This window comes from Bradyrhizobium sp. BLXBL-01 (genome assembly GCF_051853025.1).
Classification (GTDB): domain Bacteria; phylum Pseudomonadota; class Alphaproteobacteria; order Rhizobiales; family Xanthobacteraceae; genus Bradyrhizobium.
In genome coordinates this window covers 888,008-912,272 of record NZ_CP182471.1, presented here as the reverse complement: position 1 = coordinate 912,272, position 24,265 = coordinate 888,008, and the positions used below count along the sequence as shown (strand labels likewise).

The following is a 24,265-nucleotide window of genomic DNA, read 5'->3' as shown; positions in this document are numbered from 1 at the left end:
TCGGCGATGCCAACTGTTCCGATTGATGGAACCATCGGCTGCTTCGGACATTACGCGAAACATTTTTCATTCCCCTAACTTAAGTTAATCGTGGGGCCTAATCGAAAGGTCTCGATATGGAACCAGCCAATCGAATATCGGACCACATCGACCGTAAGACGGCCCGGTCGATCTGCGACGAGGTGGGCGACAGGTTGCAACAGCATTTACTTCACGAAGCCTCGCCACTGCCGTCCTACCTCGAACGTCTCGTCGATGAATTGCGTGAACGGGAGCGTCATCAAATGGATGGCGTCGGCGCGCCCGCTGACCGTTTCCTTCACGCCGCGCGGCGATAATCGCGGGCTGACCGCCGCAGAACTTTGGCACGGCCCTAAGTTTCGTTTCTTGGCTTTCGCGCGGACTGTTCTGCAGAACAAGCCAAGGTCGTGCGGCGTTATAGTCCGATGCAGGACGAACTTCTTCAGCGGGCGGACACGGCGATTGCAGCGAGCGAACGGCTCGTCGATGAGCTGTACGCAGCGATGGAAAAGGCAAGGAAGCTAGACGAGCAGCTTCATTGTATCCACCAGCGCCGGATTGCGGACGAGCTGTCCAGGAAGCAAGGCAGGCCGCCTCAATTGGTGGCCTCCTTCGCTGGCAGGCAACTGGAAAGTTGCAAGCGTCGCGATCCGAGCGGTCGAACCTCATCGCACTGGCTCGGGAACACCTGAAACGCCGCTTGGCTCCGAATAGGTTCCCGGCGCGTGTTCCTGGGATTACCTGCAGAACCTAGAGCTCTCCAGCGTCGATACCCTCAATGGTCCTGATGATGTGCTTCCTGTACTCCTGCATCTCTTGGAGAGTACGGCGGAAAGTTTCCAGCATTTGCTCCGCCAATTCCGTGTTGTGACCACCTTCGCGTAGCCGCTCTATCTCGATCAGCTGATGTCCGATGGACCGTTCTGCGACGGCGACGTGACGATCAGCCTCTGCAAGATGCTGAACCTCAGCGTTGCGGTCCAAGGACATGCCATTCTCCCAATCTGTTAGGAAAGTGAAATCGAACGGCCGAAGTTCCCGAAGCGACCATTTCCCCCTAGAAGAGAGGTCGCCCGCGCCAGGCCGGGGGAAGCGTCGCAATCGGTTCCATGTTCCCAAAAGGCTTGCGAACGCCTATTTTCGACAAAACAAGGTTGCCCGCACCGAGCCAAGCGGCAAGACGCGCTGAATAACGGGTCGAGACATGACGATCGCCACTCGCCAACCGAACTTCCGGTCGCCCGCTGCTGTGATGGCCGAAGCACAGAACGTGTGGCGGCGGCTGTTCGAGCATTCGCCTCTTCCGATATTGGTCCTTGCGCCGGACTTGAGAATAGTCGACGCCAACGAGAGCTACCTCCGCGAGGTCTCGCGCTCGCGGGAGACGCTGGCAGGTCTGGACATGTTCGAGGCGTTTCCGGACAACCCACTTTGTGCGGGGGCGGATGGCGTTCGCAATCTGAGCGCGTCGTTCGAGACCGTGCTGCACACAGGGCGGGGACACGTTATGTCTCTGCAGCGCTATGACATCCAACCCGATGGACGACCATGGCAGGTACGTTATTGGTACCCGAAGAATTGGTCAGTCCTCGATGACAAGGGATCAACAGTCGCGCTGGTTCATCATGTTGCCGACGCGACCGCTTCCGTCTTGCGCAGAAAGAAATTGCCGCTGCCTTCGTCATCCCGCTCGTCAGAGGATGTCTTGCAACAGGCCGACGAGGCGATTTGGGAAGCGCGAGAGCTGGTGAGGCAGACTCACGAGAGCATTCTGGCATGCCGCGCAGGCATGAAAGCGAGAAGCTAAACCCCCCGGCTCGCAGCCCCACCAGTTGGTCCCTGCGCACCAGCCGCCCGGCACCGGCAAGGCGGCACCAGGCGTCCGATTCGCCCCGGCGGCAAGACGCAGCGGTTCACGACCAAGGGTTTGCGGGTGATGAAGTCGCGGGGCTGCTCGCCGGCTACAGCGCGAGCACGACCTCGCCCGACACCGCGTCCGTCACACCGCGTCCATTGCCCTGGTCCTCGAGCACGGACCTGAAGCTGTCGAGGGTCTTGATCATCGCGGAGCGTGCCGCCACCAGCGCATCCTGGCTGGACCACGTGCCGATGAGGCAGAAGGTCTGATCACCGGTCCTGATGATGACGCCGTGCTCCAGCCCCGGCCATTTGGCCTTGCCGTCCCGGTGCGCATCGAGGAAGGCGCCTTCCTCGCCGGGCTTCACCTTGAACTTGACCACATTGTAAACCTGCATGATGCGTCTCCGAAAAATGAATGGATGAAAATGCGAGCGCCGGACCAGATCGGGTTCGGACAGATACTTTTGCACCCCCGTTACAAAAAGTCGAAAACAACCCCATGCACAGTAGCCGGATGCAGCAAAATCAACGGCTTAGTGCGCGACGAGATGGGATGGCTTCCCGCCGCGGCCCTGGCCGCTCGAGCGAAGCACGATCTGATCGAATGATTGCTGCGCGTCCTGCTCATTTTACGAAACCGTTGCACCGTCGGGCAGAACAGGGGCAAGATGGCAGCATTGGAAGTAGCAGGATGGACGAGCCCCTTCCGCTGCTTCCGGTGCCAGCATCCCTGGGCTTCACACCTTGCGGAACCAAGCGACGTGCTCCGCGTTGCTGCGGTGCTCTTGAAGGTGACGCCGCCAAGACCCGGTCGCCTTGCTGAGCCAATCAAGGCGGGAAGCCAGGCGGGCCAGACCAGATGCGTCGTATCCGACTCGTGATCGCAGATCGCCGTCCGATCGTCTTGCAGGGTTTTGAGTCGCTATTTGCGACGGAGCGTGACTTCGAGATCGTTGCATCCTGCACCAATGGAGCCGAATGCCTCGAAGCCGTCCGGACGTTGACGCCGGATGTCGCGCTCGTCGAGGACGGATTTTCCGACGTGACGGCGTCTGGAATGCTCGCCGCCGTCAATGCCGAAAGCCTTGCCACACGGCTGGTCTTCTACACCGCATCGATCGCCCGTGGCGATCTCGCGGCGGCCATCGCTGCCGGTGCCTGCGCTGCTATACCGATGCGCGAAGAGCCGGAGAACCTGTTGCAGTCGTTGAGGCTGGTGGCGCCAGCCGCAGCCCGCAGGACCGGTCATGGCGCCTTGGGCGAAGCACTGACGGACCAGGAGCACAAGATCATCCGCCTGGCCGCCAGCGGCATGTCGAACAAGCAGATTGCGCGCCAGATCAAGGTCGCTCCAGCCCGAGTTGAGGCGCGTATCGAAGAGATATCTGCGCAGCTTGGCATAAAGAACCGGACGGAACTCGCAAGGTTCGCCCTGTCGCGCCTTTACGGCGGCGTCGGCGTGCTTGCAGCTCTGATTTGGGCCGTGCTCGACGACATTCAATCCGCAAACGCGACCGCAGTCGACCATGCGGATGCCGATAACGTCACGATCATGACCGCCGACGGCACCGGCGCGGTCGTGACCATCAAGATCAGCCCCCAAAAAACGTCTGCTGCTTCGGAGAAAACGGCCAAAGCCGTCGGCAAAGTCCTCCGGTTGGAGCATTCGTCGGCTGACATGCCGATGCGGGCGAGCAAGCTCATCGAATCCCGAGCCGATATTGCTGGCAGCACGATCACAGTGCCGACACTCAACCCTTCAAGGCCGGTGAGCAGCGCCGGCGCGTTCATGATGACGGCGGTCGGCCTCTCGATCTACGAACTCCTCAGCCGTCACGCCCAGGCGTCCACCGTTTGGGACAGCCCGAGCGATGTCTTTGCGTGGGCTGACGCGAACGCCCGCAGCGAGTTGGTCGCCCTCAATAGTCCCGGCAGGCCCGACTTCAACGGCTTCGACGGCCTGCCCTGGCTTGATTCCGACAGACACCATGAATCATTCGCCTTCGAGGCTGCCTCAGGCGATGCCATGGCCAGAGCCGACGAAGTTCAGACCATCGATGCGGCCGCGCGCGAGGACAGCTTCCGCGGCAGCGATAACCCTCACATCGGATCCGGTGCCGTCGACGCACTGAGTGGTCATGGCGGCGTCGAGCAGGCGGCCGCAGCAGACTCACGCAATCATGAACAATCGCAACGCGAGTTGCACGTTTCGGAAGACGGCGCAGCAGCAGGCAAGCCGCATGCCGAGCACGAGCCACCGGGTCACGATCCAAGTCACAGGCAATCGCAGCGTGACTTGCATGCTTCGGAGAACGGCGCAGCAGCCGACAAGCAGGATCCAACCGGACACGACTCCAATCCTGGGCAACTGCGTCACGCTTCGAAGGACGGTTCCGCAGCTGCCGAGCAGCATGTCGAGAATGATGGACCGGGAAGCCACGCCAATCCCGGCCAGTCGCAACGTGACTCGCAACAGACCCATTCAGACGCTTCCACGAAGCTGCATGCCGAGCCGAGCCAAAAGGCTCGGGGCAACGATCCAGCGGAGCATGACGCCGGTCAGGCACAAGCGGCTGCCTCGCCCAGCGCCGGAGATTCCTTCCATTTCAAGAACGATATGCCATGGGCCAAGGATTCGGATCATCGTGCGAATGGCTACGGCGCCGACACGGCTGAACATGGTCCGCACCGAGGCGGATATGCTGATCTGGCGCTGATCCCGGATGCAGACCTGATTGGCCCGTCGCGCGCGGAGCAAAGCGCAGTCGATCACACACCAGGCGTCGAGCACCATCCGACGCATGATTTCTTTGTGTAGCTGGTTCGACGCCTCGCGCACCGGCATCGGTGCGGACATTCAACAGAAGCCTCGAAGTTCCATTCACGAAATTCTGGCCCCGCGCGCGCAGCGCGAGCCCGGAACGATTTTTACCGAAGGTTGTGAGGTAACCACCGCTCGCGGAGACAAGATCGGTCGGGTGGAAGTCTAGTTTGGGATATGCCTCACAAAGTTCCGAAGGCGGCTTTATCGAAAATGCCGGCAAGGGTCACGCTTAGCAGGATGCCGGTCTAGCAACCCGACTGCGATAACCGCCCCCTGGTTCTAGAGCGTTAGCCCGGAGGATGGGTAGAGCGCCAGCGAACCCGTCCTCCGCCTCTCGCGAGGCTTGATGGGTTTCGCAAGGGCTCAACCCACCCGACGTGCGTACTGTGCCTCGCCGAGGGACGGCGCTCAACCCGGACCTCGGCTGCATTTCCGTGCACGCGCCTGATGCAATCCGAAGCAAACTTTGGGCTAAAACAACATACGATTCACATATGTTGATGCTGGAACAACGTCGGCGGATTTCAGTCGCGATTGCATCATTTTCCCGATTGGTCCACCGCCGGGCCATGATCCAAGCCCGTTCGAAAGCTTGGTTTGGGGGTTACACGACATGCATGAAGATCGTGACCTAGCGGCTGACGCCGCTGTGCTGCTGCATGAGCGTGTGGAACAGCTCACGTCTCTGTTGTCCGAATTGGAAAGTCTTCGCGCCCGCGTGCTTGCGGCGGAGCGTACCACCGCGGCCGAAACCAATTCGGTCCGAGTGCGAGCGCCATCGCGGCACACGCCTTCTTCAATTTCTCCGGCCGCTACATCGGCTTGGAGTTGTGCTAATTCCCGATGATGCCCCCGCGTTGCGAACCGTTCCGTGAGAATTGGCGGATGCAGGCAGCAGACCACCCGCCGACTTGGCTGCAGCGAAAACCCTTCTGGCGAGTTGGCGGATTTGCCGCCGTTGCACCGCTCGCGGAAAGCGGACTTTAGCGAGCAATGGCTTTAGATCGAATCGATTGCGGCGGCTCGTTCACCTCTCCTGCTTGCGGGAGGGGTCGGCGCAAAGCGCCGGGTGAGGGCCTTTCTCCTCTTGGAGGTCTGCTTCTTGAAGAAACCCGAACAGAACAACCCAAACAGAACTATGCAAGCTGGCCAAGGCAGGCTTTAGCCTAAGCGGACATTGCGGCTGCCAGAACAGCCCTGCGGATCATCCCTCCGGCACGCCGGCTAGGCGCAAACCCTCGAAGCAGCGTTGGCGTCGCGCCAGATAGATCGGATTGTCGCCTTTGGCGTTGATGCGGTAGCGACGGATCGTGAAGCCAGGATCGAGTGCGAGTCCTGCTGCGGCGATCGATCGAGCCTCCTGGAGGTCTCCAACCAGGGCCAACGCGGTCGCGAAGTGAAAATGAGATAGCGCGTGATTTCGATTCGCTTGGAGGCTCCGGCGAAACCAATCGAGAGCCTCGCGATCTGCGTTGACGCTCAACTTGGCCAGCCCAACAAACATATACCATAGGAAAGCGCGCGTATCACGCGGGGAAAGCCGGAGCGCCTCCTGAATGTGGCCCTCGACCTCCTCGCTTCGTCCCGATTGATACTTGCCGAGGCCAATAAACCCATGTGCATCGGCCAGATTTGGATCGAGCGTCAATGACCGCCGGCATTGGGCGACACCGTTGTCGATACGATTCGTCTGGATCTGCACGGCGCCGAGTAGCATGTGCGCTCTGGGATGATTGGGGGCGTGAAGCAACGCGCCGTCCAAGGCCATCTCTGCGGCGCGAAAGTGCACATTGACGTCATCGGCCATGAAGGCCGATCCCACCGACACGTCGACCTGGGCGGCGGCAATTGCCGCTTCGATGTTGCCAGGATCGAGCGCAAGCGATCGCGCAAAAAAATCCCTGGCCTGAGTCAGAAGCGCTCGCGTCACGCCTTTGTTCTGGAGTGCTCGCCCCTGGAAATACAGATCCATCGCGTCTGGGCGAGGCGAACGTTCCGCGCGTCGCGCTTCGGCGGCTATGAGCTCCGCGTTCAAGGTGTTGGCCAGCCGGGACACGATCTCGTCTTGCGTGTCCAATAGTTCGGCCGCCGGCTTATCGAAGCGGTCCGCCCACACATGGCTTCCGGTTTCGGTATCGATGAGTTGCGCATTTAGGCGGAAACGGTTGCTACCACGCTGCACCGAGCCTTCCAGCACGTAGCGCACGTTCAGGTCACGGCCGATCTGCCTGGCATCGACCGGTTTTCCTTTGAAGGTAAACGCGGTGTTGCGGCCGATCACGAACGAGCCGGCGATGCGCGACAAATCTGTCGTCAGGCTTTCGGTCACCCCATCGACGAAATAGTCCTGCGCAGGATCACCGCCGATATTGGAGAAAGGCAGGACGATGATCGACAGATGCGGCATTGACGAATATCCCGATAGCTCTTCGAGACCGGCGGGCTGCGGCGTATTGCCTGAGACGACGTTTGTGTTGATCGGCCTTTCACCGGCCACCAGCACGTAGCCACGGCGAGGCAGTGTCTTCAGGGCTGATCTGCCGCCGTCGCCCAGGGCTCGCCGGATGTCGCCGATCGCCTGGATGAGGGAGTCCTCCGTGACCTCGCAATCCGACCAGACCTCATCCATGATCTCGTTCTTGCCGACTAGTTGCCCCGCCCGTGCCGCAAGCAGCCGCAGCACTGCCCAGGCGCGCGGACGCAGGGGGACGATGCCGCCCCACCTATCCCGCAATGTTTCATTCGCCAGGTCCACGACCCGGTCGCCCACGACAATGGAACGGTGCGACGACTTCAACAAGGACTGCTCGTGAAGCTTCTTTCGGAAAATTTCGGCAAAGTTTCGGGACGCAGGGACAATTGTACAGCATCATCTTACAGTCCGGGATAGCAAAACGTTATCGAAGCCGCCAAATCGAGGTGCGCCTCCCATGATCCGGCCCCTGATCCTTGCCACCCTCAGTTTCTCGATCGCCGGTCTTTCACCCATTGCCGGGGCGGACAAGAAATACGGTCCTGGCGTCACCGATACTGAGATCAAACTCGGCCAGACGGTTCCCTATAGCGGACCGATCTCGTCGCTGAGCCGCTTCGGCCGGATTGAAGCAGCCTATCTCAAAATGATCAACGCAACCGGCGGCATCAACGGCCGCAAGGTGACACTCGTTTCGCTCGATGATGCCTTCACGCCGGCCAAAACGGTGCAGCAGACACGCAAGCTGGTCGAGGACGACGACGTGCTTGCGATCGTTGGATCGATCGGCACACCGACCAACCTTGCGGTGGCGAAGTATCTCAACAGCAAGCAGATTCCGCAGATCCTGCTGCTCGCGAGCACGCCCAAGCTCGACGATCCCGAGAACCTGCCGTGGACGACCACATTCATGATGCCGCAGCCGGTCGAAACCAGGATCTACGCCGACTATCTGCTGAAGACCAAGCCTGATGCGAAAGTCGCCGTGATCTATCAGAACGACGATCTCGGGAAGGGAAATTTGGCCGGCCTTAAGGCCGCTCTGGGATCCCGCGCTTCTACGATGGTGGTCGCAGAGGTTGCCTACGACATCATGGAGCCGACAGTCGATTCACATATCGTCGCGCTCAAGGCCTCCGGTGCCGATACGTTGTTTCACGCCTCCAACGCGCGCTTTGCCGCTCAGGCCATCCGCAAGGCGCATGAACTGAACTGGAAGGTCCAGCATGTGCTTCTGTCCGGCGTCAGCAGCATTTCAGCTGTCCTGCGTCCTGCAGGTCTCGCAGCCGCGAAAGGGGCGGTCAGCGCGTTCTGGCTGAAGACATCTGAAGACCCGATGTGGGATGACGATGCCGGCATGCGCGATTTTCGAGCCTTTATGAAGGAGTGGGCGCCGAACGACGATATCGAGGAATCCATCTTCCCCTATGCAACCGCTCAGATCATGGTCGAGGTCCTGAAGAAGTGCGGCCACGACCTATCGCGGGAAAATCTCATCAAGCAGGCCACCGACATCCGGGAGCTCCAGCTGCCGACATTCCTGCCGGGTATAACCATAAACGTTACTCCATCGAGCCGGATCGGCTGGAGAAAGGCCAGGATGGCGCGTTTCGACGGTACCAGGTGGGTGCTGCTCGATGATGTCGCCGGCAATTGACGATTCATCGCTATGCGAAATCGAATGTTCGGCAAAAGTGGATTGAACGAATGGTCGAAAGACTGAACATCGCAATCGTCGGCGCGGGTGTCGGCGGATTATCTGCGGCGGTTGCGCTGAGCGCGCGGGGAATGACCGTGACTGTGTTTGAAGGCGCAGAGACGCCGCGAGAGGCCGGGGCCGGGCTATCCATCCCACCGAATGCACTCATCTTGCTCAGCCGCACGGCGCTTTGCGACGAGCTCGAGAAGATCACCACAAGGAGCCTGGGACTAACGCGACGGACGTCAATGGGGGAGCCTATCTCCCCAGGCTCTCCAACCGTCCTGAGCTACCAGGTTCACCGCGTCGAGTTTCTCGAGATGCTTCTTGGTGTCGTGAAGGGATCAGTTCGGTTCGGACATCGTTGTACGGCCGTCGAAGCTACGAAGAGCGGAGCGCGACTGACCTTTGCCAATGGCGCGGTCTACGATGCGGACGTGGTTATCGGTGCGGATGGCATCCATTCCGTGGTCCAGCGTCAGATCGGGCTGACGGCGCATCCGAAGAGTGAGGGCATCGTGGCCTATCGCGGCTTGGTGCAGTCGCAAAAGCTTTCATGGGGCGTAGAGCTGCGCGGCCTACACATGTGGATGGGCGATGGCCGCAGCTTCATCTGCTTTCCGGTGTCGCAGGGGCGGCTGATCAACATCGTCGCGTTCGTCCCGACCATGCATGACATGGAGGAGACATGGTCCGCGCCGGGAGATCTCAGGGCCCTCGCAGCCGAGTACGAGAGCTGGGATGCACCCGTCCGAGATTTAATTGCCGCGCTCGAAGATACGTTTCGCTGGGGCATCTATGATCGGCCGCCATTGCCGTATTGGTCGCGCGGACATGTGACGTTGCTCGGCGACGCCGCCCATCCGATGGTACCGCATTTTGGGCAGGGCGCCGCGCAAGCCATTGAGGATGCTTTCGCGCTTGCCGTCATCCTGGAGCATGCCAAACGCGACGAGATTCCGGCGCGCCTCGAGGCATATCAGGATCTCAGATGGGAGCGGACCAGCCGGGTGCAGGCCGCTTCACGGTTGGCCGGCCGGTTCTACCGATCTGTCGGCGATCCCGCACAGGCGCAAAGATTGCGGGCCTGGATGTCGGCGGCAGAATGGATCTTTCCGCACGACGCGGAGAAGGCTGCCCTGGCACTTCGAGCGAGAAGTCAGCTCGGAGGGCGATTTGTCGGGGCGTTCTGAACGTCCGCCTTTGGCCTTAGCTGTCTTTGTCGAAGGCCTGCCAATTGTCGGATGCGACCTAAACCGAACCGAACACCAGTGCGAGCCTCTCACGCAATTGCTTCAGTCAGCAAAGGATGTGTTGATAAGACGGTCCACCTTCTAGTTTCAAGACTTCGATGGAGCGCGCGATGAAGACAGGAATTGCTACAGCGTGGATTCTTGCAGCAACGGTCTTAACGGCCAACGCTCAAATGCCCCGAATAGAAGTCTATCCGATCACGTCTGTCACTCTCAAAGACCCAGAGCTTTTGGCTGGTCGAAGAGATGGGCAACCAGTCACTATTGCTGGTGAGTTGCGTATCCCAAGAACCAAAACTGAAAAGTTGCCTGCTGTGGTCCTGCTTCATGGCTCAGCCGGTATTGCGGCATGGATTGAGGATTGGTCGAAGGAGTTACACCAACTCGGCATAGCTTCATTTGTAGTCGACAGCTTCTCGGGACGCGGGATCGTGACGACAGTCAATGATCAAGCACAACTGGGCCGCCTCAACATGGTTGTCGACGCCTATCGGGCTCTCGACCTACTGGCCAAGCACCCGCGAATTGACCCGAGCCGCATCGCTGTTATGGGTTTCTCGCGAGGAGGACAGTCGGCACTCTACTCGGCCATGAATGTGCTGTACGAAACGTTCGGTCCGGCCAACAACTTGCGTTTTTCAGCACACATTGCCTTCTATCCGGACTGCACGACGACATATCTCAAAGACGGCGACCTGAGCGGCAAGCCCATACGCATCCTCATTGGCACGGAGGATAATTACAGTTCCATTGACGCTTGCCGGAGCTACGTGGACCGGCTGGCAAAAGCTGGCAAAGACGCCACGATGATTGAATATCAAGGCGCACAACACAACTTCGATATTCCGGTCTTTAAGACGCCTGTAGTGTCACGGGGCGCGATTACCGTGCGCCGGTGTCGCTTGGTGGAGGATAACGACCATACGATAATTAATCGTGAGACACAGAAGCCTTTCACCTATAGTGATGATTGCGTCGGTAAAGACCCGACCCTCGCTTACGACGAGGCTGCAACCAACCAAGCTCGTGCGTTCATTCGGGAGTTCTTAACGCAAACTCTTCAATGAGGATGGAACCCACGGAGAGAGTAGGTCGGCTCAGCGCCCTTCAGATTCTGACATCTTCACGATGAGAAGTGCGCGGCGTTCACTTTGCCATCTGGCTAAGCCGCGCTCCCGGCCTGTTGCGAACCGAACATTCGCCGTTAACCATCGCCGACGGTTCCAGCCCAAGCCAAATCGTTTCGAAGTTTCTTAAACCTTGCCGGGTACCTCTCCTGGGTATGACGACCTGGGAAGAGACATGAGCAAGCGGGCCAAACGCCGGAAGGTCGAGACGATCGCACTGCCGATGGCCGCGCGCGTTGGAATTGGCGCCATGGCCGTTGCCGCGTTGGGGTACGGCCTGCTGGCTCGCCCCGGAAGCGTGCAACCGGTGCGGAAGCCGTCCGCGCCGCAGGCGATGGCATCGTCAAGTCCGGTCTACGTGGCACCTCCGGCTCCTGCAGCAGCGCCCGCGCCGGCTGCGATTCCTTCTCCGGCGCCGCTGGTCGAGCCGCCCAAGGCCGACGCCGACGTTCCCGGCGCCTTGGTCCGGCAGGTGGTCGACTATTCCAGCCACCAGGCGCCGGGCACGGTGATCATCGATACCAAGAACACGTTCCTCTATCTCGTCCTGAACGACACGCAGGCGATGCGCTATGGCATCGGTGTGGGCCGCGAAGGTTTCGCGTGGTCCGGCGAGCAGACCGTGGCGCGCAAGGCAGAATGGCCGGATTGGCGCCCGCCTGCGGAGATGGTCTCGCGTCAGCCCTATCTGCCGCGGTTCATGGCCGGCGGCCCTGGCAATCCGCTCGGCGCCCGGGCGATGTATCTCGGCGAGACCGAATATCGCATTCACGGCACCAACAAGCCCGATACGATCGGCAAGCGAGTGTCGTCCGGCTGTATCCGGCTGACCAACGAGGACGTCAGCGACCTCTATGAGCGGGTGAAAGTCGGCGCGAAGGTGATCGTGCTTCCGACGAATGCGGCCCGTCGACCATCCCAGGGCGCGCCGCCCGACGCAGCATCCCGACCGCCGGACCCGGCATCGCCATCGAACCGGCCGTCGGCAACCAACGCGCAGATGCCGTCACCTGGACCGAAGATCGCCGAGGTGCAGTAGTTCGCGATCGCCGCGCTCTTGACCGGAGCTGGGTGGCCTGCGCTTGAGGAGTCACGGCTTCGTCAACACGCAGGGCACCCATCCGGCGCTACATGCGCTAGGGTGAAGCCATGAAAAAAATCGGATTCCTCTCCTTCGGGCACTGGACGCCCTCGCCGCAATCGCGGACGCGCTCGGCGGCGGATACGCTGGTGCAATCGATCGAGCTGGCGGTCGCGGCCGAACAGCTCGGGGCCGACGGCGCCTATTTCCGGGTCCACCATTTCGCGCGGCAGCTGGCCTCGCCGTTTCCGCTGCTTGCGGCGGTCGGCGCCAAGACCAGCCAAATCGAGATCGGCACGGCCGTGATCGACATGCGCTACGAGAACCCGCTCTACATGGTGGAGGACGCCGGCAGCGCCGATCTCATCGCCGGCGGGCGGCTGCAGCTCGGCATCAGCCGCGGCTCGCCCGAGCAGGTGATCGACGGCTGGCGCTATTTCGGCTATCGGCCGGCCGAAGGCCAGAGCGATGCCGACATGGGGCGGCGCCATGCCGAGGTCTTCCTCGACCTCCTGCGCGGCGAAGGTTTTGCCGAGCCCAACCCGCAGCCGATGTTTCCCAATCCGCCGGGGCTGCTGCGCCTGGAGCCGCATGCGCAGGGCTTGCGCGAGCGGATCTGGTGGGGCGCCGGCTCGAACGCCACCGCAATGTGGGCGGCGAAGCTCGGCATGAACCTGCAGAGCTCGACGCTGAAGAACGACGAGACCGGCGAGGCCTTTCACGTGCAGCAGGCGGCGCAGATCCGAGCCTACCGCGCGGCGTGGAAGGAAGCCGGCCACAACCGCGAGCCCCGCGTCTCCGTCAGCCGCAGCATCTTCGCGCTGATCGACGATCGCGACCGCGCCTATTTCGGCGGCGAGCGCGGCAGCGAGGACCAGATCGGCTTCATCGACCCGCACACCCGCGCGATCTTCGGCCGCAGTTATGCGGCCGAGCCGGACATGCTGATCGAACAGCTGCGGCAGGACGAGGCGATCACCGAAGCCGATACGCTGCTGCTGACGATCCCGAACCAGCTCGGCGTGGACTATTGCGCGCATGCGATCGAGGCGATTTTGACGCATGTGGCGCCGGCGCTGGGATGGCGGTGACTGCGGTCGGCGAGCCAGGCAGTCGCACATAACATCTTTGAGCGGCCTGAGCGCGCGCCTCGTCCTTCGAGACGACCGCTTTCAGCGGTCTCCTCAGGATGAGGCTAAGCAGCATCGGCGTCCATTGAAACTGTTGCCACGTACTCAGTCCTCATCCTGAGGAGCCCGCATCAGCGGGCGTCTCGAAGGATGGCCGAGAGAGATTGCCAATCGTCCGCCCGCCTCACCCCGTCTTCGTCCCCGTGATGACGGCCAGTGCCTCGACGAGGCGGTCGAGATCGGCCTCGTCGGTGAAGAGCGCCGGCGTCACACGGATGCACTGGCCTTTGGCGACGCCGGCGCGGCGCACCGTCATGATCCGGTAGCTGTCGCGAAGCTTCGCAACGATGGCCTCGTTGTCGGTCTTGCCGGTCTTGCCGGCGAGGCGGAAGGACGTGATCGCGCCATATGAGCCGACTTCATCCGGCGTCAGGATCTCGATGTCCTTGAAGCCACGGACGCGGCTCACCCAATAATCGCGCAAGTGGCGCAGGCGCGCCTGCTTGGCCGCCGGGCCGATCTCTTGATGCAGCGCCAGCGCCGTCGGCACGGTCAGCACCGTGGCGAAATTGACCGTGCCGGTATGCACCCGCGAGCGGATGTCGCTTTCCGGAAAATCCTCGTCACCCATGTCGCGATCGATGGCCGAAAGGCGGTCCTTCCTGATGTAGAGGAAGCCGACGCCGAGCGGCGCGCCGATCCATTTGTGCAGATTGAAGCCGACGAAATCGGTCTCGAGCTCGCTCACCCGGAAATCGAGCTGCCCCCAGGAATGGGCGGCATCGGCGATGGTGTCGATGCCCTTGGCCCTGGCCATGCGGGCGATCTCGGCGACCGGCATGACGAAGCCGGTACGATGGCTGACATGGGTCAGGAGCAGAAGCCGCGTCCTCGGGTTCGCCTCGATGGCGCGGGCATAGGCGTCGAGCACCGCCTGGCGGGTGGCGGGCTCCGGCACGTCGAACTTGACCACGTCGACGCCGCGGCGCGCCTTCAGCGCGTTCATCGCGTATTGCATCGAATCATAGTCGAGGTCGGCATAGAGCACGCCGTCGCCCGGCTTCAACCTGTTGTAGCCGCCGATGAGGAGCTGAAGCGCTTCGGTCGCGCCGCGTGTGAGCGCGATCTCCTCCGGGAGCGCGCCGACCGCCTCCGCCACCTTGGTGCGCACCGCCTCGAAATCCGTGCCCGCACGCAGCCGCGCGTAATAGGTGTTCTGATAATTGACCATGTCGGACTGGCGAATGAACTCGCGCCTGACGGGCTCGGCCATGATGCCCCAATAGCCGTTCTCGAAATTGACGATTTCAGGCGTGACGGCATAGAGCCCCTTCACGGCCGCCCAATAGGACTTGTCGGTTGCGACAGCGGCGGCTGGACCGGTCGGCTGCGGCGGCAGGCCCGCGGCGGCAAAGGCCGGCGCCGCAAGCGGCGCCATTGCCGCGGCCGCAAGGCCCTTGAGCATCGCGCGGCGGTCCGCCGCAATCGTCTTGATCAGTTGCATGTCAGCTCTCCCCAGAGCGTCTTCGGGCGAAGCGTCGGGCTCGCGTCAAGAAAACGCATCAACAACAATCCAGAGCTCGGTCCCGATGTCATCGGAACGGAGCCCTGGCGCGCCGGGAAAAGAGCAACGGACGATGCAGCTAAGATGACCGGAGCATGACAATGCGATGATCGCGCAAAGGAGATTGCAGGATCAGGCTGCCGCCCGCTTTGTTGCGGCTCGCGCGTGCGCCGCGGACGGAATCGGACGGTCTGCAGGCGCGTCGGGCACGAGCGGAACGAGCTCCTCCACCGCGCTCTCGACCCGATTGCGGCCGAGCGACTTCGCCGTGTAGAGCGCCTTGTCGGCGCGCTCGCACAGCGCCTCGATGCCGCCGGGCGCGCTGTCCGCATGTGCGAGGCCGACGCTGACCGTGGCTGCGATCACGACACCGTCGACGACGCGCGCGATCGCCGCGAAGCTCTCGCGGACGCGCTCGGCGGCCGCGATCGCCGCCTTCCTGTCGGGCCCGCTGACGATCGCGGCGAACTCCTCGCCGCCGAGCCGGCCCGCAACGCCGCCTCGCGGCAGATTGGCGGACAGCGTCTGTGCGAACAAGCGCAGCACCCGATCGCCCATCGCATGCCCATGGGTGTCGTTGATCGATTTGAACAAATCGAGATCGAACAGCAGGAACGCGATCGTCCCGTTTGCAGGTGCCTTCAGGCGCCGTTCGCCGAATTCCAGGAAGGCGCGGCGGTTGGCGAGACCGGTCAGCGCGTCCGTCATCGAGGCGCGCTTGTGCGCGAGCTCGCTCCGCTCCTTGGTGAGCGCAAGAAACAGATAGTTGATGGCGATGAAGAAGAGCACGGTGAACGTGCTCACGATCGCGAACCAGAACGATTGCAGCGCCTCGAAGCGCGTGACCGGCACCGCGGCGAGCGGATGCGCCACGTGGAGCGGAATACGCACGAGAAACAGGCCGCCGCCGAGCGCGGTCAGCACGATCAGCGGCCAGCGCGACAGCAGCGGCTCGGCGCGGCCGGTCCACAGCACGTAGGCGCAGCCGAGCGAATAAGAGCCCATGGCGACCGAGACGATGATCAAGCGCGCCGTGGCGGACTCGTACATTGCCGGGATCTGACAGGTCACAATCCACATCGCCGCGCCCGCGAGCAGGAGAAGCGGGCTCGTCCGCCGCCCCTCGAAGCTGCGCGCCCCCTCCAGCATCAGAGCGCAGGCCGTGAACAGGACGGCGTAGGCGAGATCGAGCGAACAGACGTCCGGGATCACGCCGCGCAGGCAGAGCAGGCCGAGCGCGGCTGCCATGACCAGCACGGCGCCGCCCCACCAGGCAAGAGCGCGAACCGCGCGATTTTGCAGCCACGCGAAAAGCGTCAGCGCGCCGAGCAGCACCATGACTGCCAGCAGCAGCACGTAGATCGTGGGGACATGGAGCAGCGGCATGATTCTCACCTGTCACCGGCGCTATACCAAGCCGCCGCTACGATTTGCTTGCGATGATTGGTAAACGTGGTCGTAACGGCCGAGGAATCAGGTCTTCGCGCAGGCCAGGGAGGCGGACGCGCCGAGCATTCCGCAATCCATTGAGTCTGACGCTCGCGGCGAACAGACAGACGACGACGTCCTCTCCAGGCAGATGAACGGCGGATGAATGAACGCGATGGCTTTGCGCGTCGCGGAACTGACTCAAGGCCGCATCAACACGTCAACGTGTCTGGCACAAGGAACGTTTGCGCGATTGCCAATTTATCCCGTGCCTGATTGGCGATTTGATTTTGGAAACCCTGGAGGAAAATGGACATGAGGATCCTGAAGCTCTCTGCGGCTGCGGCCGCGCTGCTGGCCGGCACGGCGCTCGCTGTTGCGCAATCGAGCTCGACGATCGGCACCGGCGGCTCATCGGCCGGCGGCGGCACCAGCTCTTCGACGGTGGGCACCGGTGGCTCTTCGGCTGGCGGCAGCGGGTCGGGCTCTGCATCGACGCTCGGCACCGGCGGCTCGTCCGCGGGCGGCGGCACCAGCTCTTCGACCGTTGGCACCGGTGGTTCGGCGGCCGGCAGTGGCTCGGGCAGCGGCTCGGCCTCGACGCTCGGCACCGGTGGCTCATCGGCCGGCGGCGGCAAGAGCTCGTCCAGCGTCGGCACCGGCGGTTCTGCGGCGGGCAGCGGCTCCACCGTTGGCCAGTCCGGCGCATCGAAATCGCCCGGCATGAGCGACGGCAAGTCCGGCAGCCACGCCAGCGACACGGGCCTCGAGAAGGGCAAGGGCCACAACAAGGACGAATGGAAGAAGGACAAGAACTAGTCCGACCCGGGGAGCGGCACGCGCCGCTCCCTTTCGTCTATGGAGGAGGAGCCGCAATGAACAAGGCAATCGTTGCGATCACGGTGCTCGCCCTGACGGCGAGCGCTGCATCGGCAGAGACCATGGAAAAGACCGGAAAGACGAGCTCTGGCGAGACCTGCAAGGTCAAAGTGGAGAAGCACGCAGACGGCAGCATCACCGCCGCCGGCGCATCGAGCTCGGGCACGACGGGCTCGACCGCATCGAGCGGTTCACTTTCGAGCTCGAGCTCGGCCGGCGGATCGTCGGTCCACGTGCAAGCGGGCGGCGGCCACGTCTCGAGCTCCTCGTCGACGGCGGGAGGACCTGGCTCCACCAGCGCCAGCACCATCACCGTCAACGGCTGCACGATCTCGACCTCGTCGCCTTGAGACAAGTTGCCATCGAACAGAGGATTGAAACATGAGAACACTCGTTACGACCTCGGCGGTCGCGCTTCTGCTTGCCGCCACTTCACCAGTGCTGGCGCAGACCAGCATCACCGGCGGCAGCGGCGGCTCGGCCGCAGCGGGCGGCACCTCCGCCTCCACCGTCGGCACCGGCGGCACGTCCACCTCGGCGACGGGCCGCACCGGCTCCTCGATCGCCGCCGGCGGAAGCGCGGCTGCCGCCAGCGGCAAGACGCAGACCGGCGTCAGCATGAACAAGGGCAACGGCCCGGTGCTCAACTCCAACGCCCGCGCCCAGGCTCATGACGGCGGCACGTTCAGCCGCTCGCACACCCGCACCAAGGTCAAGGCCGGCGAGCAAGTCGGCTCGACCACCAAGACGATGTCGCATACGCCGGGTTCGAAGCCGACCATGTCGACCACATCGACGACCGCGCGCTAGAGCGGAATGGCTTTAGGTCGAATCGATTGCCACTGGCTCGGTGCAACCTCTCCCGCTTGCGGGAGAGGTCGCGCCGGAGGCGCGGGTGAGGGTTTTCTCCTCTAGGGGATTGTCCCATTGCGGAAACACCCTCTCCCCAACCCTCTCCCGCAAGCGGGAGAGGGAGCGCACCTCCGTCTTTGCAGCGATCGAGCCTCACTTCATCGCGCGCTAGACGCAAATACGCGCGGCTCTATTCCTCACGACCTGCTGCCCGGCGTGCCCGGGCAGCTCTTTTTCGTCTTGTGACTCTTCCGTCTTGTGAGCTGGCTCAACCAGCACGCAGGCTGCGGCTGATGCGGGTCACGACGGCATCCCATCGCTGCTTCTGGGCGGCTGGATAATTGATCAGCACGCAGTGCACATAGCCCCGCGAGAAATTGCACCGGTCGTACCAAATCTTGTCGCGCTTGATGCTCGAGACCACGAAGAAGTTCGACGTGATCCGCTTGTAAATGATCCCTGTCGGCGGATTCTTCCGCGCCAGGAATTCGGCCGGCGACAGGCCTTGCTGGTTCTCGACGGCCTGAACGGTGAGGTCCGCACTGCCGTCGTGGCTGCGAAACTGCTGCCCATATCCATCGGGCTTCCCGGCCGGCTCGGTAAAGATCGAGGTGGGAATGTCGACCGAGGTTGCGGATTCCGGGATGCGGTACGCCCTCCAGCCGTTTGCCGAGGCAAATGATGATGTCGCACAAAGCGCGATGATTGCGGCAATCAGTGTCTTCATGTTCGCCTCGTCACTTGCGCGGGGCCAGCTGCAGCTCCATCAGGGCGATCCTTTGCAGGTCGGCAACGTTCCGCTCGCCTGCGCTGGCGGTGCGCAGGATGGATTCGGCGAGCGCGTTGACGTGCGAGGAATGCACGGGGTCCGGCAGGGTCGCAACGGCAGCTTCCAGCGCGGCCGTCATGATCTCGATCACCTCGGGAGAAAATTCGGCGTTGGAAAAATTCTTCATCGCGTGCTTCGGCCGCTTGTGCGGGTCCTGTTCAACGCCGGGAAAAAATGGAAGTTCCTGGATAACCGCGGTCCAGGCACCGGGGCGAGCAGAACCGTTGGCGCGCCGGCAGCCTACGTGACGGGCTGGAAGCCGGTGAGCCGAACGGGCTCGGCATCCTCGTTTGCAACTGTCTGCACCCTCACATGGCTGCCGATGACGAGGCCGGCGAGCGAGAGCATCAGGCCCAGCGCGAGCGGCGCGAACAGGGCCTCTTCCTGAAACAATCCGTTGAGTACAACGACCAGGACGCCGAAACCGGCAAGGCCCTGCGTCAGATATCCGGACGAGGCGTACAGGCGCCAGGCCTTGAGGGCCATCGCGAAATAGAAGGCCAGCGGCACGAAAGCCGCGATTCCCATCTGATACAAGAGAACGCCGATCGCGCTTTCGACCGCGCCGTCGATCGTGCCGGCGGCCTGCGCAGCGCTCCAGTCGATGGAAAAATAGCTCTCCGACAGATTGCCGCCGATGCCGAGGCCACGGCCGTAAGGTCTCTGCACGAATCCGTCGAGACCGCCCATCAAGCCGATGACGTGATAGTCGCCGATCTGCAGCCCGAGGCGAATCGCCAGGATCGCAAAGGCGATCATGCCGGCGAACCCCAGCAACAACGTCGCCACGGCACCGATGAGGCGAGTCCCGATCCAGCCCGCAGCCACGAAGACGACGGTGATGAGCGCTCCCTTCACGCTGCAAAAGACCAGCAGCGGCAGGGCTGCCAGGGCGAGCAGCGGGCGTCCGACCGAGAACAGGAACAGGGCGAGAAAGCCGATCCCGTAGGCGAAGCTGATCGGGTGCATGTTCGGACCGTTGATGCGCAGCATCTTCGACAGGCCGAAGCCTTCGAGCAAAGGCGTGTTCAGGAAGTCGAAGCTGAAACGATCCTTGAGCGTGACCGGCACGTTGCCGGTCTGCCGCATCTGGGCCTCCCAGACGCCGGAATGGGTCGCCTTGAGCTCGTCGAAGCCCCAGAACGTATGGCCGTTGGTGACGGCCAGCCAGACATCGCGCAAGACGAGCTCGACATAGCCGCACAGCATGAGGATGACCGCGAGCGCGACCAGGAACGGCGTGATGCGCACCTCAAAGGTTGCCGCGGTCAGGAGCGACAGCTGAAACAGAAACAGCGGCAGAACGATGTTGCGCAAATAGACCGCCGCCGGCTGTCCATCCTGGACGAACCCAATCGCGAAATAGAGCGAGACGACGGCGAGGGTGAAGACGCCCCAGCGCATGATCTGATTGATTTCCCTCGACTGACCCCTCCGGCCGAGCACGTAAAGCGCGAACGTCGCCAGCCACATCACGGAGCAGACCAGGAAATTGTAGCCCTTGATGAAGTCGAGATCGGACGGAAGCGGGACCAGCGGCGACAGCACGGAGACGAACAGGTTCTGGAAGAACAGGACGAAGATCGCGACGGCCGGCGCGGAGGTCGGGACCGCAACGACGATGGCGATGCCGATCAGGACCTCGACGGCGATGGCCAGAGCCGGATTGGCGAGGTGCAGAACCGGCGCAGAGCCGATCGTCGCGATGGCGACGCAGAAGGTCACGGCCAGCTCGCGCCAGGCCGGAGGCGACGGCGCGGCCTGCACGCTGTGGCCTTGCGGTGAGTACCCGGCGCTCATCAATGGTCCTTTGGCATCGCGCCGGGACACGATAGCCGCGCGAGGGGTAAGGATCCGTTAACGATCACCGCGCGCGGCGGGAGACCTTTCAAGCCGGCCGGGCGCGCCGAGCAGCGCCCGCATCACGTCGGGATCGGGCTTGCCGGTGGTGGCATCGACGAGACCAAAGCCTTGCGCCAGTTCCCAATGCGCCCAGCCCCAGCAATGCGCGCGGGCATAGGCGGTGACCTCCGCCAGCCAGCGCAACCGGCTCTGCCTGGGGGCGCCGGCTTTCAACACGCCGAACTCGTTGACGATGATCGGCCGCGAAAATTGCTGCTGCCATGCGAGCGCGGGCGCGAGCCAGCGATCGGCCCCCGGCTTGTCCTTGGCGGCGGCAATCGCGGTATCGAGCATGGCGAGCGCCTTGACCGCGCCCCTCGCCTGCAAATCCTGCCAAAGCGCCTGAACCTTGGGATCGCCCGCATTGATCGGGTAAGGCAGATCCATGATGTCGTGCAGCGGATCGCGCGCGTCCCAATGGCCCTGATGGGTGAACACCATCGGATCGTAGAAATGGATGGCGTAGACGACGTCAGGGTCGGCCAGCGGACGAAACCGCGGCAGCGAGTCCGCGCGCTGCCAGTTGACCGGACCAACGATGAGCGTGGTGGCGGGCAGCAACCCGCGAACGAAGGCGGCGAGCGCCTCGACCTCCTTTTGCCATCGCTCCGCTTCGATATCGGGCTCGTTGAGCAGCTCGGCGAAGATGCGATCGGCAGGATAGGATCGAATGACCTCTGCAAGCGCGCGCCAGGCCTCCTGCATCTCACCCATCGCCGCATCCGGATCATCCTTGTGCAGGCGATTGAAGCGCTCGCCCGGATGAAGGTCGACCGAGCTGGAATATCCGAGCGAGGTCAGCTGCTTCAACGCGCTGTCGAGCACGCGCAGGGTCGCCGCGCGCTCGTCCGTTGCGGCAAAGCGCGGCATCACGCGCTCCGCCGGCACCGGCAGGCGGACATGGCTCATGCCGGCCTTGCGCAGCTGCTGCAGCAGCGCGCGGCTCGGCGGCGCACCGTTGATCCAGCCGTCGGCGTTGAAGCCGCGCGAGAGCGCGGCAAGCCGCTCAGGCGAGACCGTCGACGGCAGGGGCACGCAATCCTCGGCGAACACCGGCCGGACGAGCGAGATCGACAACAGCATCGCCGCAGCCAGCAGACGGCGGCGCAAGGCTGTCATCGTCAAACCGCAAGGCCCAGAGCGCCACCGTCGGGCTGAGGCGCCATTGAACCGGCGGGCACGTGATTGACGACGAGGCCGGTTGGCACGGCCGCGTATCTCGACAGCGCCCCGGTCACCCTGCGCATCGCGGACGAACCAAGCTCGCCGGCGCGCGCCACCAGGACGATCAGGTCGGCGTGGGCGGCCAGGGCAATGGCGTCGGGCTGCAAGGCGAGATTGCCGGCGTGGACGACGATCAGGTCGAACTCCGAGCGGATATCGTCCTCGGGCCGCGCATCGGGCTTGCGCCCGGCACCGAGCAGCTCGTCGATCGACTGAAGTCCCGCCGTGGTCGAGCCGTCCTGCCATTCGGTCACCGGCGGCTGGGCGCCTGCAAATTCAGCCTGGAGGCGGATCAGCACGCTCATCATGCCCAGGTTCACGGCGGCGCGATTGAGGGAACGCGCCACGGTGTTGCCGCCGGCGCTCTTGCCGACCGACAAGACCAGCGCGACCTTGCAGCCGCGCACCGGAACGCGGTCGATGCGTTCGAGCAACGGCCGTAAGTGGGGGCCGAGATCGAGCTCGGCCGACGCGCTGACCGGTCTCTGCCAGACCGTGTTGATCCCGGCGCCTGGCGCCAGCTCGGGGATGCGCGCCCAGACAGGAAGGCGGGGCATCGCCTCGGCTGGGCGCGCAGCGGCGGCCGAAGGGGTAACTTGCGGGCCGGGCGCCTCCTCCGCTTCACGTGAGGCAGGGGCCTGAACGGATTCGGGCTTGTCGGCGGACAGGCTCGTCGTCACCGCAACGGCGGCGGTCGAGGTCAGCAGCGAGCCGATCGCCAGCGCCGCAAGCAGCAAGGCGAGCGGCGGACGCGTCGAGCGCAACGGCGGAATCGCAACCGAGGCGATCTTGGTTTGCGAGGCCTGCAGCTGACGCTGCTCGTTGGTGGTCTTGAACCGCGACAGGAACTGCTCGTAGATGTTGCGGTTGGCATCGGCGTCGCGCTGCAGCTCCTGCAGCTTCACCAGCGCCTGGCCGTCGACCAGCATCTTGGTCTCGACCGCCTTGAGCTGCTTTTCCAGCGCGTTCTGCTGCTCCAGCTGGGCCTCGTATTCGGACTTGGCCGTGTCGATGTTCTTCTTCCGCTCGATCTCGATCTGCCGGTTGATGTCCGCCAGCTGGCTGTAGGAGATCGCAAGGTCGGGATGGCGGTCGCCATAGACCGCCTTCTTCTGCGCGATCTGGTCGTTCAGGGCGGAGCGCTGCGCGCGCAGCATGCTGAGGAGATCCTGCTTCACCGGCCCTTCGACATTGGCCTTGACGTCGCGTTGCACCTGCTCGTAGCGCGCCTTGGCCTCCTCGGTGCGCGCGCGGGCGGCGGAGACCTGCTGGGTCAGGTCGGTCACCCGCAATTGCTGCGTGGTGGATTCCTTGCCGGCATTGACGATGTTGTGCTCGAGCCGGAAGGCGGCGACGGCGTCTTCCGAGGCGCGCAGGCGCTCGCTCAGCGTCTTCAGCCGGTCCTGGAGCCAGCCGGCCGCCTCGTCCGTCGCCTCGGTGCGGACGCGGCCCTGGCTGGCGACGAAGGCCTCGGCGATGGCATTGGCATAGTAAGCCGCGCGATCCGGCCGGTTCGAGGTGAAGGAAATCGCGATGACGTAGGTCAGCCCGCGCCGAGTGATCTCGAGCCGGTTGCGGAATTTCTCGAGCAGGCGCGTCATGTCGGTATAGCCGCCCGCGACGTCCTCATCGTCCGCGATCTTGAGTTGCTCGATCAAAGGACGGAGGAAGCCGTCGGACTTGGCGATCTCGATCTGGCTCTGCAGCGCCGCGGCATCCTGGCCGATGCCGGGCAGCACGTCCTGATCCGAGGTCACGCGCAGCTCGCGCGGATCGAGCACGACCAGCGCCGTCGCGGCATAGCGGACCGGAAGGATCATCAGAGCGACGACGCCGAGGGCGAACAGCGCCAGGGCCAGCGTCAGAATGCGCCGGCCATTCTCGCGCAGGAAGGACAGCGTGCCGGAGACGGTCAGCGATCCCTTGGTCAGGCCCGGCGCGGCGCCGTCAGGCTTCGCCTTCGCAGCCCGCGGCGCTTCCCACGAAGCCGCTTGCTCCGTCGGGGCGATGCTTCGCGGAGATGGCCGGCTACCGAACGCCATGGGTTGGACTCGAAATCAACTGACAGTCATAGCTCAGAGGCTTGCTACACCGTAAATATCCATGGTTAACCGGCGGT

22 protein-coding genes are annotated in these 24,265 nt (G+C 63.2%); 11 read left to right on the top strand and 11 right to left on the bottom strand.

Annotation, left to right across the window (positions count from 1 at the left end):
* The first annotated feature begins 116 nt into the window (after nucleotides 1–116).
* Both ACNJYA_RS04275 and ACNJYA_RS04270 read left to right on the top strand, forming a co-directional pair.
* Nucleotides 117–338 carry a hypothetical protein gene (locus ACNJYA_RS04275; RefSeq protein WP_271505482.1) on the top strand — a complete coding sequence of 74 codons (222 nt, stop codon included), beginning with the start codon at nucleotides 117–119 and terminating at the stop codon, nucleotides 336–338.
* A 108-nt stretch (nucleotides 339–446) separates the two neighbouring features.
* Complete coding sequence (locus ACNJYA_RS04270; RefSeq protein WP_439402086.1) at nucleotides 447–713, top strand: hypothetical protein; 267 nt, start codon at nucleotides 447–449, stop codon at nucleotides 711–713.
* A 58-nt stretch (nucleotides 714–771) separates the two neighbouring features.
* On the opposite strand, the gene ACNJYA_RS04265 is transcribed toward ACNJYA_RS04270, so the two are convergent.
* A complete protein-coding gene (locus ACNJYA_RS04265; RefSeq protein WP_172786744.1) occupies nucleotides 772–1,011 on the bottom strand; it encodes a hypothetical protein in 240 nt (79 codons plus the stop codon).
* A gap of 214 nt (nucleotides 1,012–1,225) precedes the next feature.
* Between ACNJYA_RS04265 and ACNJYA_RS04260 the strand changes: the two genes are divergently transcribed.
* On the top strand, nucleotides 1,226–1,828 hold the full coding sequence (locus ACNJYA_RS04260; RefSeq protein ID WP_439365524.1) for a PAS domain-containing protein: 603 nt from the start codon (nucleotides 1,226–1,228) through the stop codon (nucleotides 1,826–1,828).
* A gap of 154 nt (nucleotides 1,829–1,982) precedes the next feature.
* Here the strand turns inward: ACNJYA_RS04260 and ACNJYA_RS04255 are convergent, their stop codons facing one another.
* Nucleotides 1,983–2,276, bottom strand: coding sequence for a DUF718 domain-containing protein (locus tag ACNJYA_RS04255; RefSeq protein ID WP_157283331.1), 294 nt, complete (start codon nucleotides 2,274–2,276; stop codon nucleotides 1,983–1,985).
* Between the two features lie 464 nt (nucleotides 2,277–2,740).
* Here ACNJYA_RS04255 and ACNJYA_RS04250 point away from each other — a divergent pair, with 464 nt between their 5' ends.
* Complete coding sequence (locus ACNJYA_RS04250; protein ID WP_439365523.1) at nucleotides 2,741–4,699, top strand: LuxR C-terminal-related transcriptional regulator; 1,959 nt, start codon at nucleotides 2,741–2,743, stop codon at nucleotides 4,697–4,699.
* A gap of 1,210 nt (nucleotides 4,700–5,909) precedes the next feature.
* Here ACNJYA_RS04250 and ACNJYA_RS04245 read toward each other — a convergent pair.
* Entirely contained in the window at nucleotides 5,910–7,505 is a 1,596-nt protein-coding gene (locus tag ACNJYA_RS04245) for a winged helix-turn-helix domain-containing protein (protein WP_439365522.1), read from the bottom strand.
* 130 nt (nucleotides 7,506–7,635) lie between these two features.
* Here ACNJYA_RS04245 and ACNJYA_RS04240 point away from each other — a divergent pair, with 130 nt between their 5' ends.
* The 5 genes from ACNJYA_RS04240 to ACNJYA_RS04220 all read left to right on the top strand — a co-directional run bounded on the left by ACNJYA_RS04240 (nucleotide 7,636) and on the right by ACNJYA_RS04220 (nucleotide 13,429).
* A complete protein-coding gene (locus ACNJYA_RS04240; RefSeq protein ID WP_212259568.1) occupies nucleotides 7,636–8,835 on the top strand; it encodes an ABC transporter substrate-binding protein in 1,200 nt (399 codons plus the stop codon).
* On the top strand, nucleotides 8,832–10,070 hold the full coding sequence (locus ACNJYA_RS04235; protein WP_439365520.1) for an FAD-dependent monooxygenase: 1,239 nt from the start codon (nucleotides 8,832–8,834) through the stop codon (nucleotides 10,068–10,070). The genes ACNJYA_RS04240 and ACNJYA_RS04235 overlap by 4 nt, the downstream gene beginning before the upstream one ends.
* Nucleotides 10,071–10,240: 170 nt before the next feature.
* Nucleotides 10,241–11,197, top strand: coding sequence for a dienelactone hydrolase family protein (locus tag ACNJYA_RS04230; protein ID WP_439365519.1), 957 nt, complete (start codon nucleotides 10,241–10,243; stop codon nucleotides 11,195–11,197).
* 235 nt (nucleotides 11,198–11,432) lie between these two features.
* A complete protein-coding gene (locus tag ACNJYA_RS04225; RefSeq protein WP_439365518.1) occupies nucleotides 11,433–12,296 on the top strand; it encodes a L,D-transpeptidase in 864 nt (287 codons plus the stop codon).
* Nucleotides 12,297–12,406: 110 nt separating this feature from the next.
* Nucleotides 12,407–13,429 (top strand): LLM class flavin-dependent oxidoreductase, encoded by a 1,023-nt coding sequence (locus ACNJYA_RS04220; RefSeq protein ID WP_439402085.1) that lies wholly within the window; start codon nucleotides 12,407–12,409, stop codon nucleotides 13,427–13,429.
* Between the two features lie 223 nt (nucleotides 13,430–13,652).
* Here the strand turns inward: ACNJYA_RS04220 and ACNJYA_RS04215 are convergent, their stop codons facing one another.
* Together ACNJYA_RS04215 and ACNJYA_RS04210 are read right to left on the bottom strand one after the other, a co-directional pair.
* Nucleotides 13,653–14,972, bottom strand: coding sequence for an aminotransferase class V-fold PLP-dependent enzyme (locus ACNJYA_RS04215; protein WP_439365516.1), 1,320 nt, complete (start codon nucleotides 14,970–14,972; stop codon nucleotides 13,653–13,655).
* Between the two features lie 192 nt (nucleotides 14,973–15,164).
* Nucleotides 15,165–16,418: a diguanylate cyclase gene (locus ACNJYA_RS04210; protein ID WP_439365515.1), complete on the bottom strand. Its 1,254-nt coding sequence runs from the start codon at nucleotides 16,416–16,418 to the stop codon at nucleotides 15,165–15,167.
* A 357-nt stretch (nucleotides 16,419–16,775) separates the two neighbouring features.
* On the opposite strand from ACNJYA_RS04210, the gene ACNJYA_RS04205 reads away from it, so the two are divergent.
* Nucleotides 16,776–17,279: a hypothetical protein gene (locus tag ACNJYA_RS04205; protein WP_260381859.1), complete on the top strand. Its 504-nt coding sequence runs from the start codon at nucleotides 16,776–16,778 to the stop codon at nucleotides 17,277–17,279.
* Nucleotides 17,280–17,316: 37 nt separating this feature from the next.
* Here ACNJYA_RS04205 and ACNJYA_RS04200 read toward each other — a convergent pair whose 3' ends face one another.
* Entirely contained in the window at nucleotides 17,317–17,694 is a 378-nt protein-coding gene (locus ACNJYA_RS04200) for a hypothetical protein (RefSeq protein WP_439365514.1), read from the bottom strand.
* 26 nt (nucleotides 17,695–17,720) lie between these two features.
* On the opposite strand from ACNJYA_RS04200, the gene ACNJYA_RS04195 reads away from it, so the two are divergent.
* Nucleotides 17,721–18,149 (top strand): hypothetical protein, encoded by a 429-nt coding sequence (locus ACNJYA_RS04195; protein WP_212259576.1) that lies wholly within the window; start codon nucleotides 17,721–17,723, stop codon nucleotides 18,147–18,149.
* Nucleotides 18,150–18,459: 310 nt separating this feature from the next.
* Here the strand turns inward: ACNJYA_RS04195 and ACNJYA_RS04190 are convergent, their stop codons facing one another.
* From ACNJYA_RS04190 to ACNJYA_RS04170, 5 genes are all read right to left on the bottom strand, one after another.
* Nucleotides 18,460–18,918 (bottom strand): hypothetical protein, encoded by a 459-nt coding sequence (locus ACNJYA_RS04190; RefSeq protein ID WP_172786733.1) that lies wholly within the window; start codon nucleotides 18,916–18,918, stop codon nucleotides 18,460–18,462.
* Between the two features lie 10 nt (nucleotides 18,919–18,928).
* Nucleotides 18,929–19,147, bottom strand: coding sequence for a hypothetical protein (locus ACNJYA_RS04185; protein ID WP_439365513.1), 219 nt, complete (start codon nucleotides 19,145–19,147; stop codon nucleotides 18,929–18,931).
* Nucleotides 19,148–19,260: 113 nt separating this feature from the next.
* Nucleotides 19,261–20,820 (bottom strand): hypothetical protein, encoded by a 1,560-nt coding sequence (locus ACNJYA_RS04180; RefSeq protein WP_439365512.1) that lies wholly within the window; start codon nucleotides 20,818–20,820, stop codon nucleotides 19,261–19,263.
* Between the two features lie 57 nt (nucleotides 20,821–20,877).
* Nucleotides 20,878–22,041 carry a glycoside hydrolase family 5 protein gene (locus tag ACNJYA_RS04175; protein ID WP_439365511.1) on the bottom strand — a complete coding sequence of 388 codons (1,164 nt, stop codon included), beginning with the start codon at nucleotides 22,039–22,041 and terminating at the stop codon, nucleotides 20,878–20,880.
* Between the two features lie 2 nt (nucleotides 22,042–22,043).
* On the bottom strand, nucleotides 22,044–24,188 hold the full coding sequence (locus tag ACNJYA_RS04170; RefSeq protein WP_439365510.1) for a GumC family protein: 2,145 nt from the start codon (nucleotides 24,186–24,188) through the stop codon (nucleotides 22,044–22,046).
* Nucleotides 24,189–24,265: the final 77 nt, after the last annotated feature.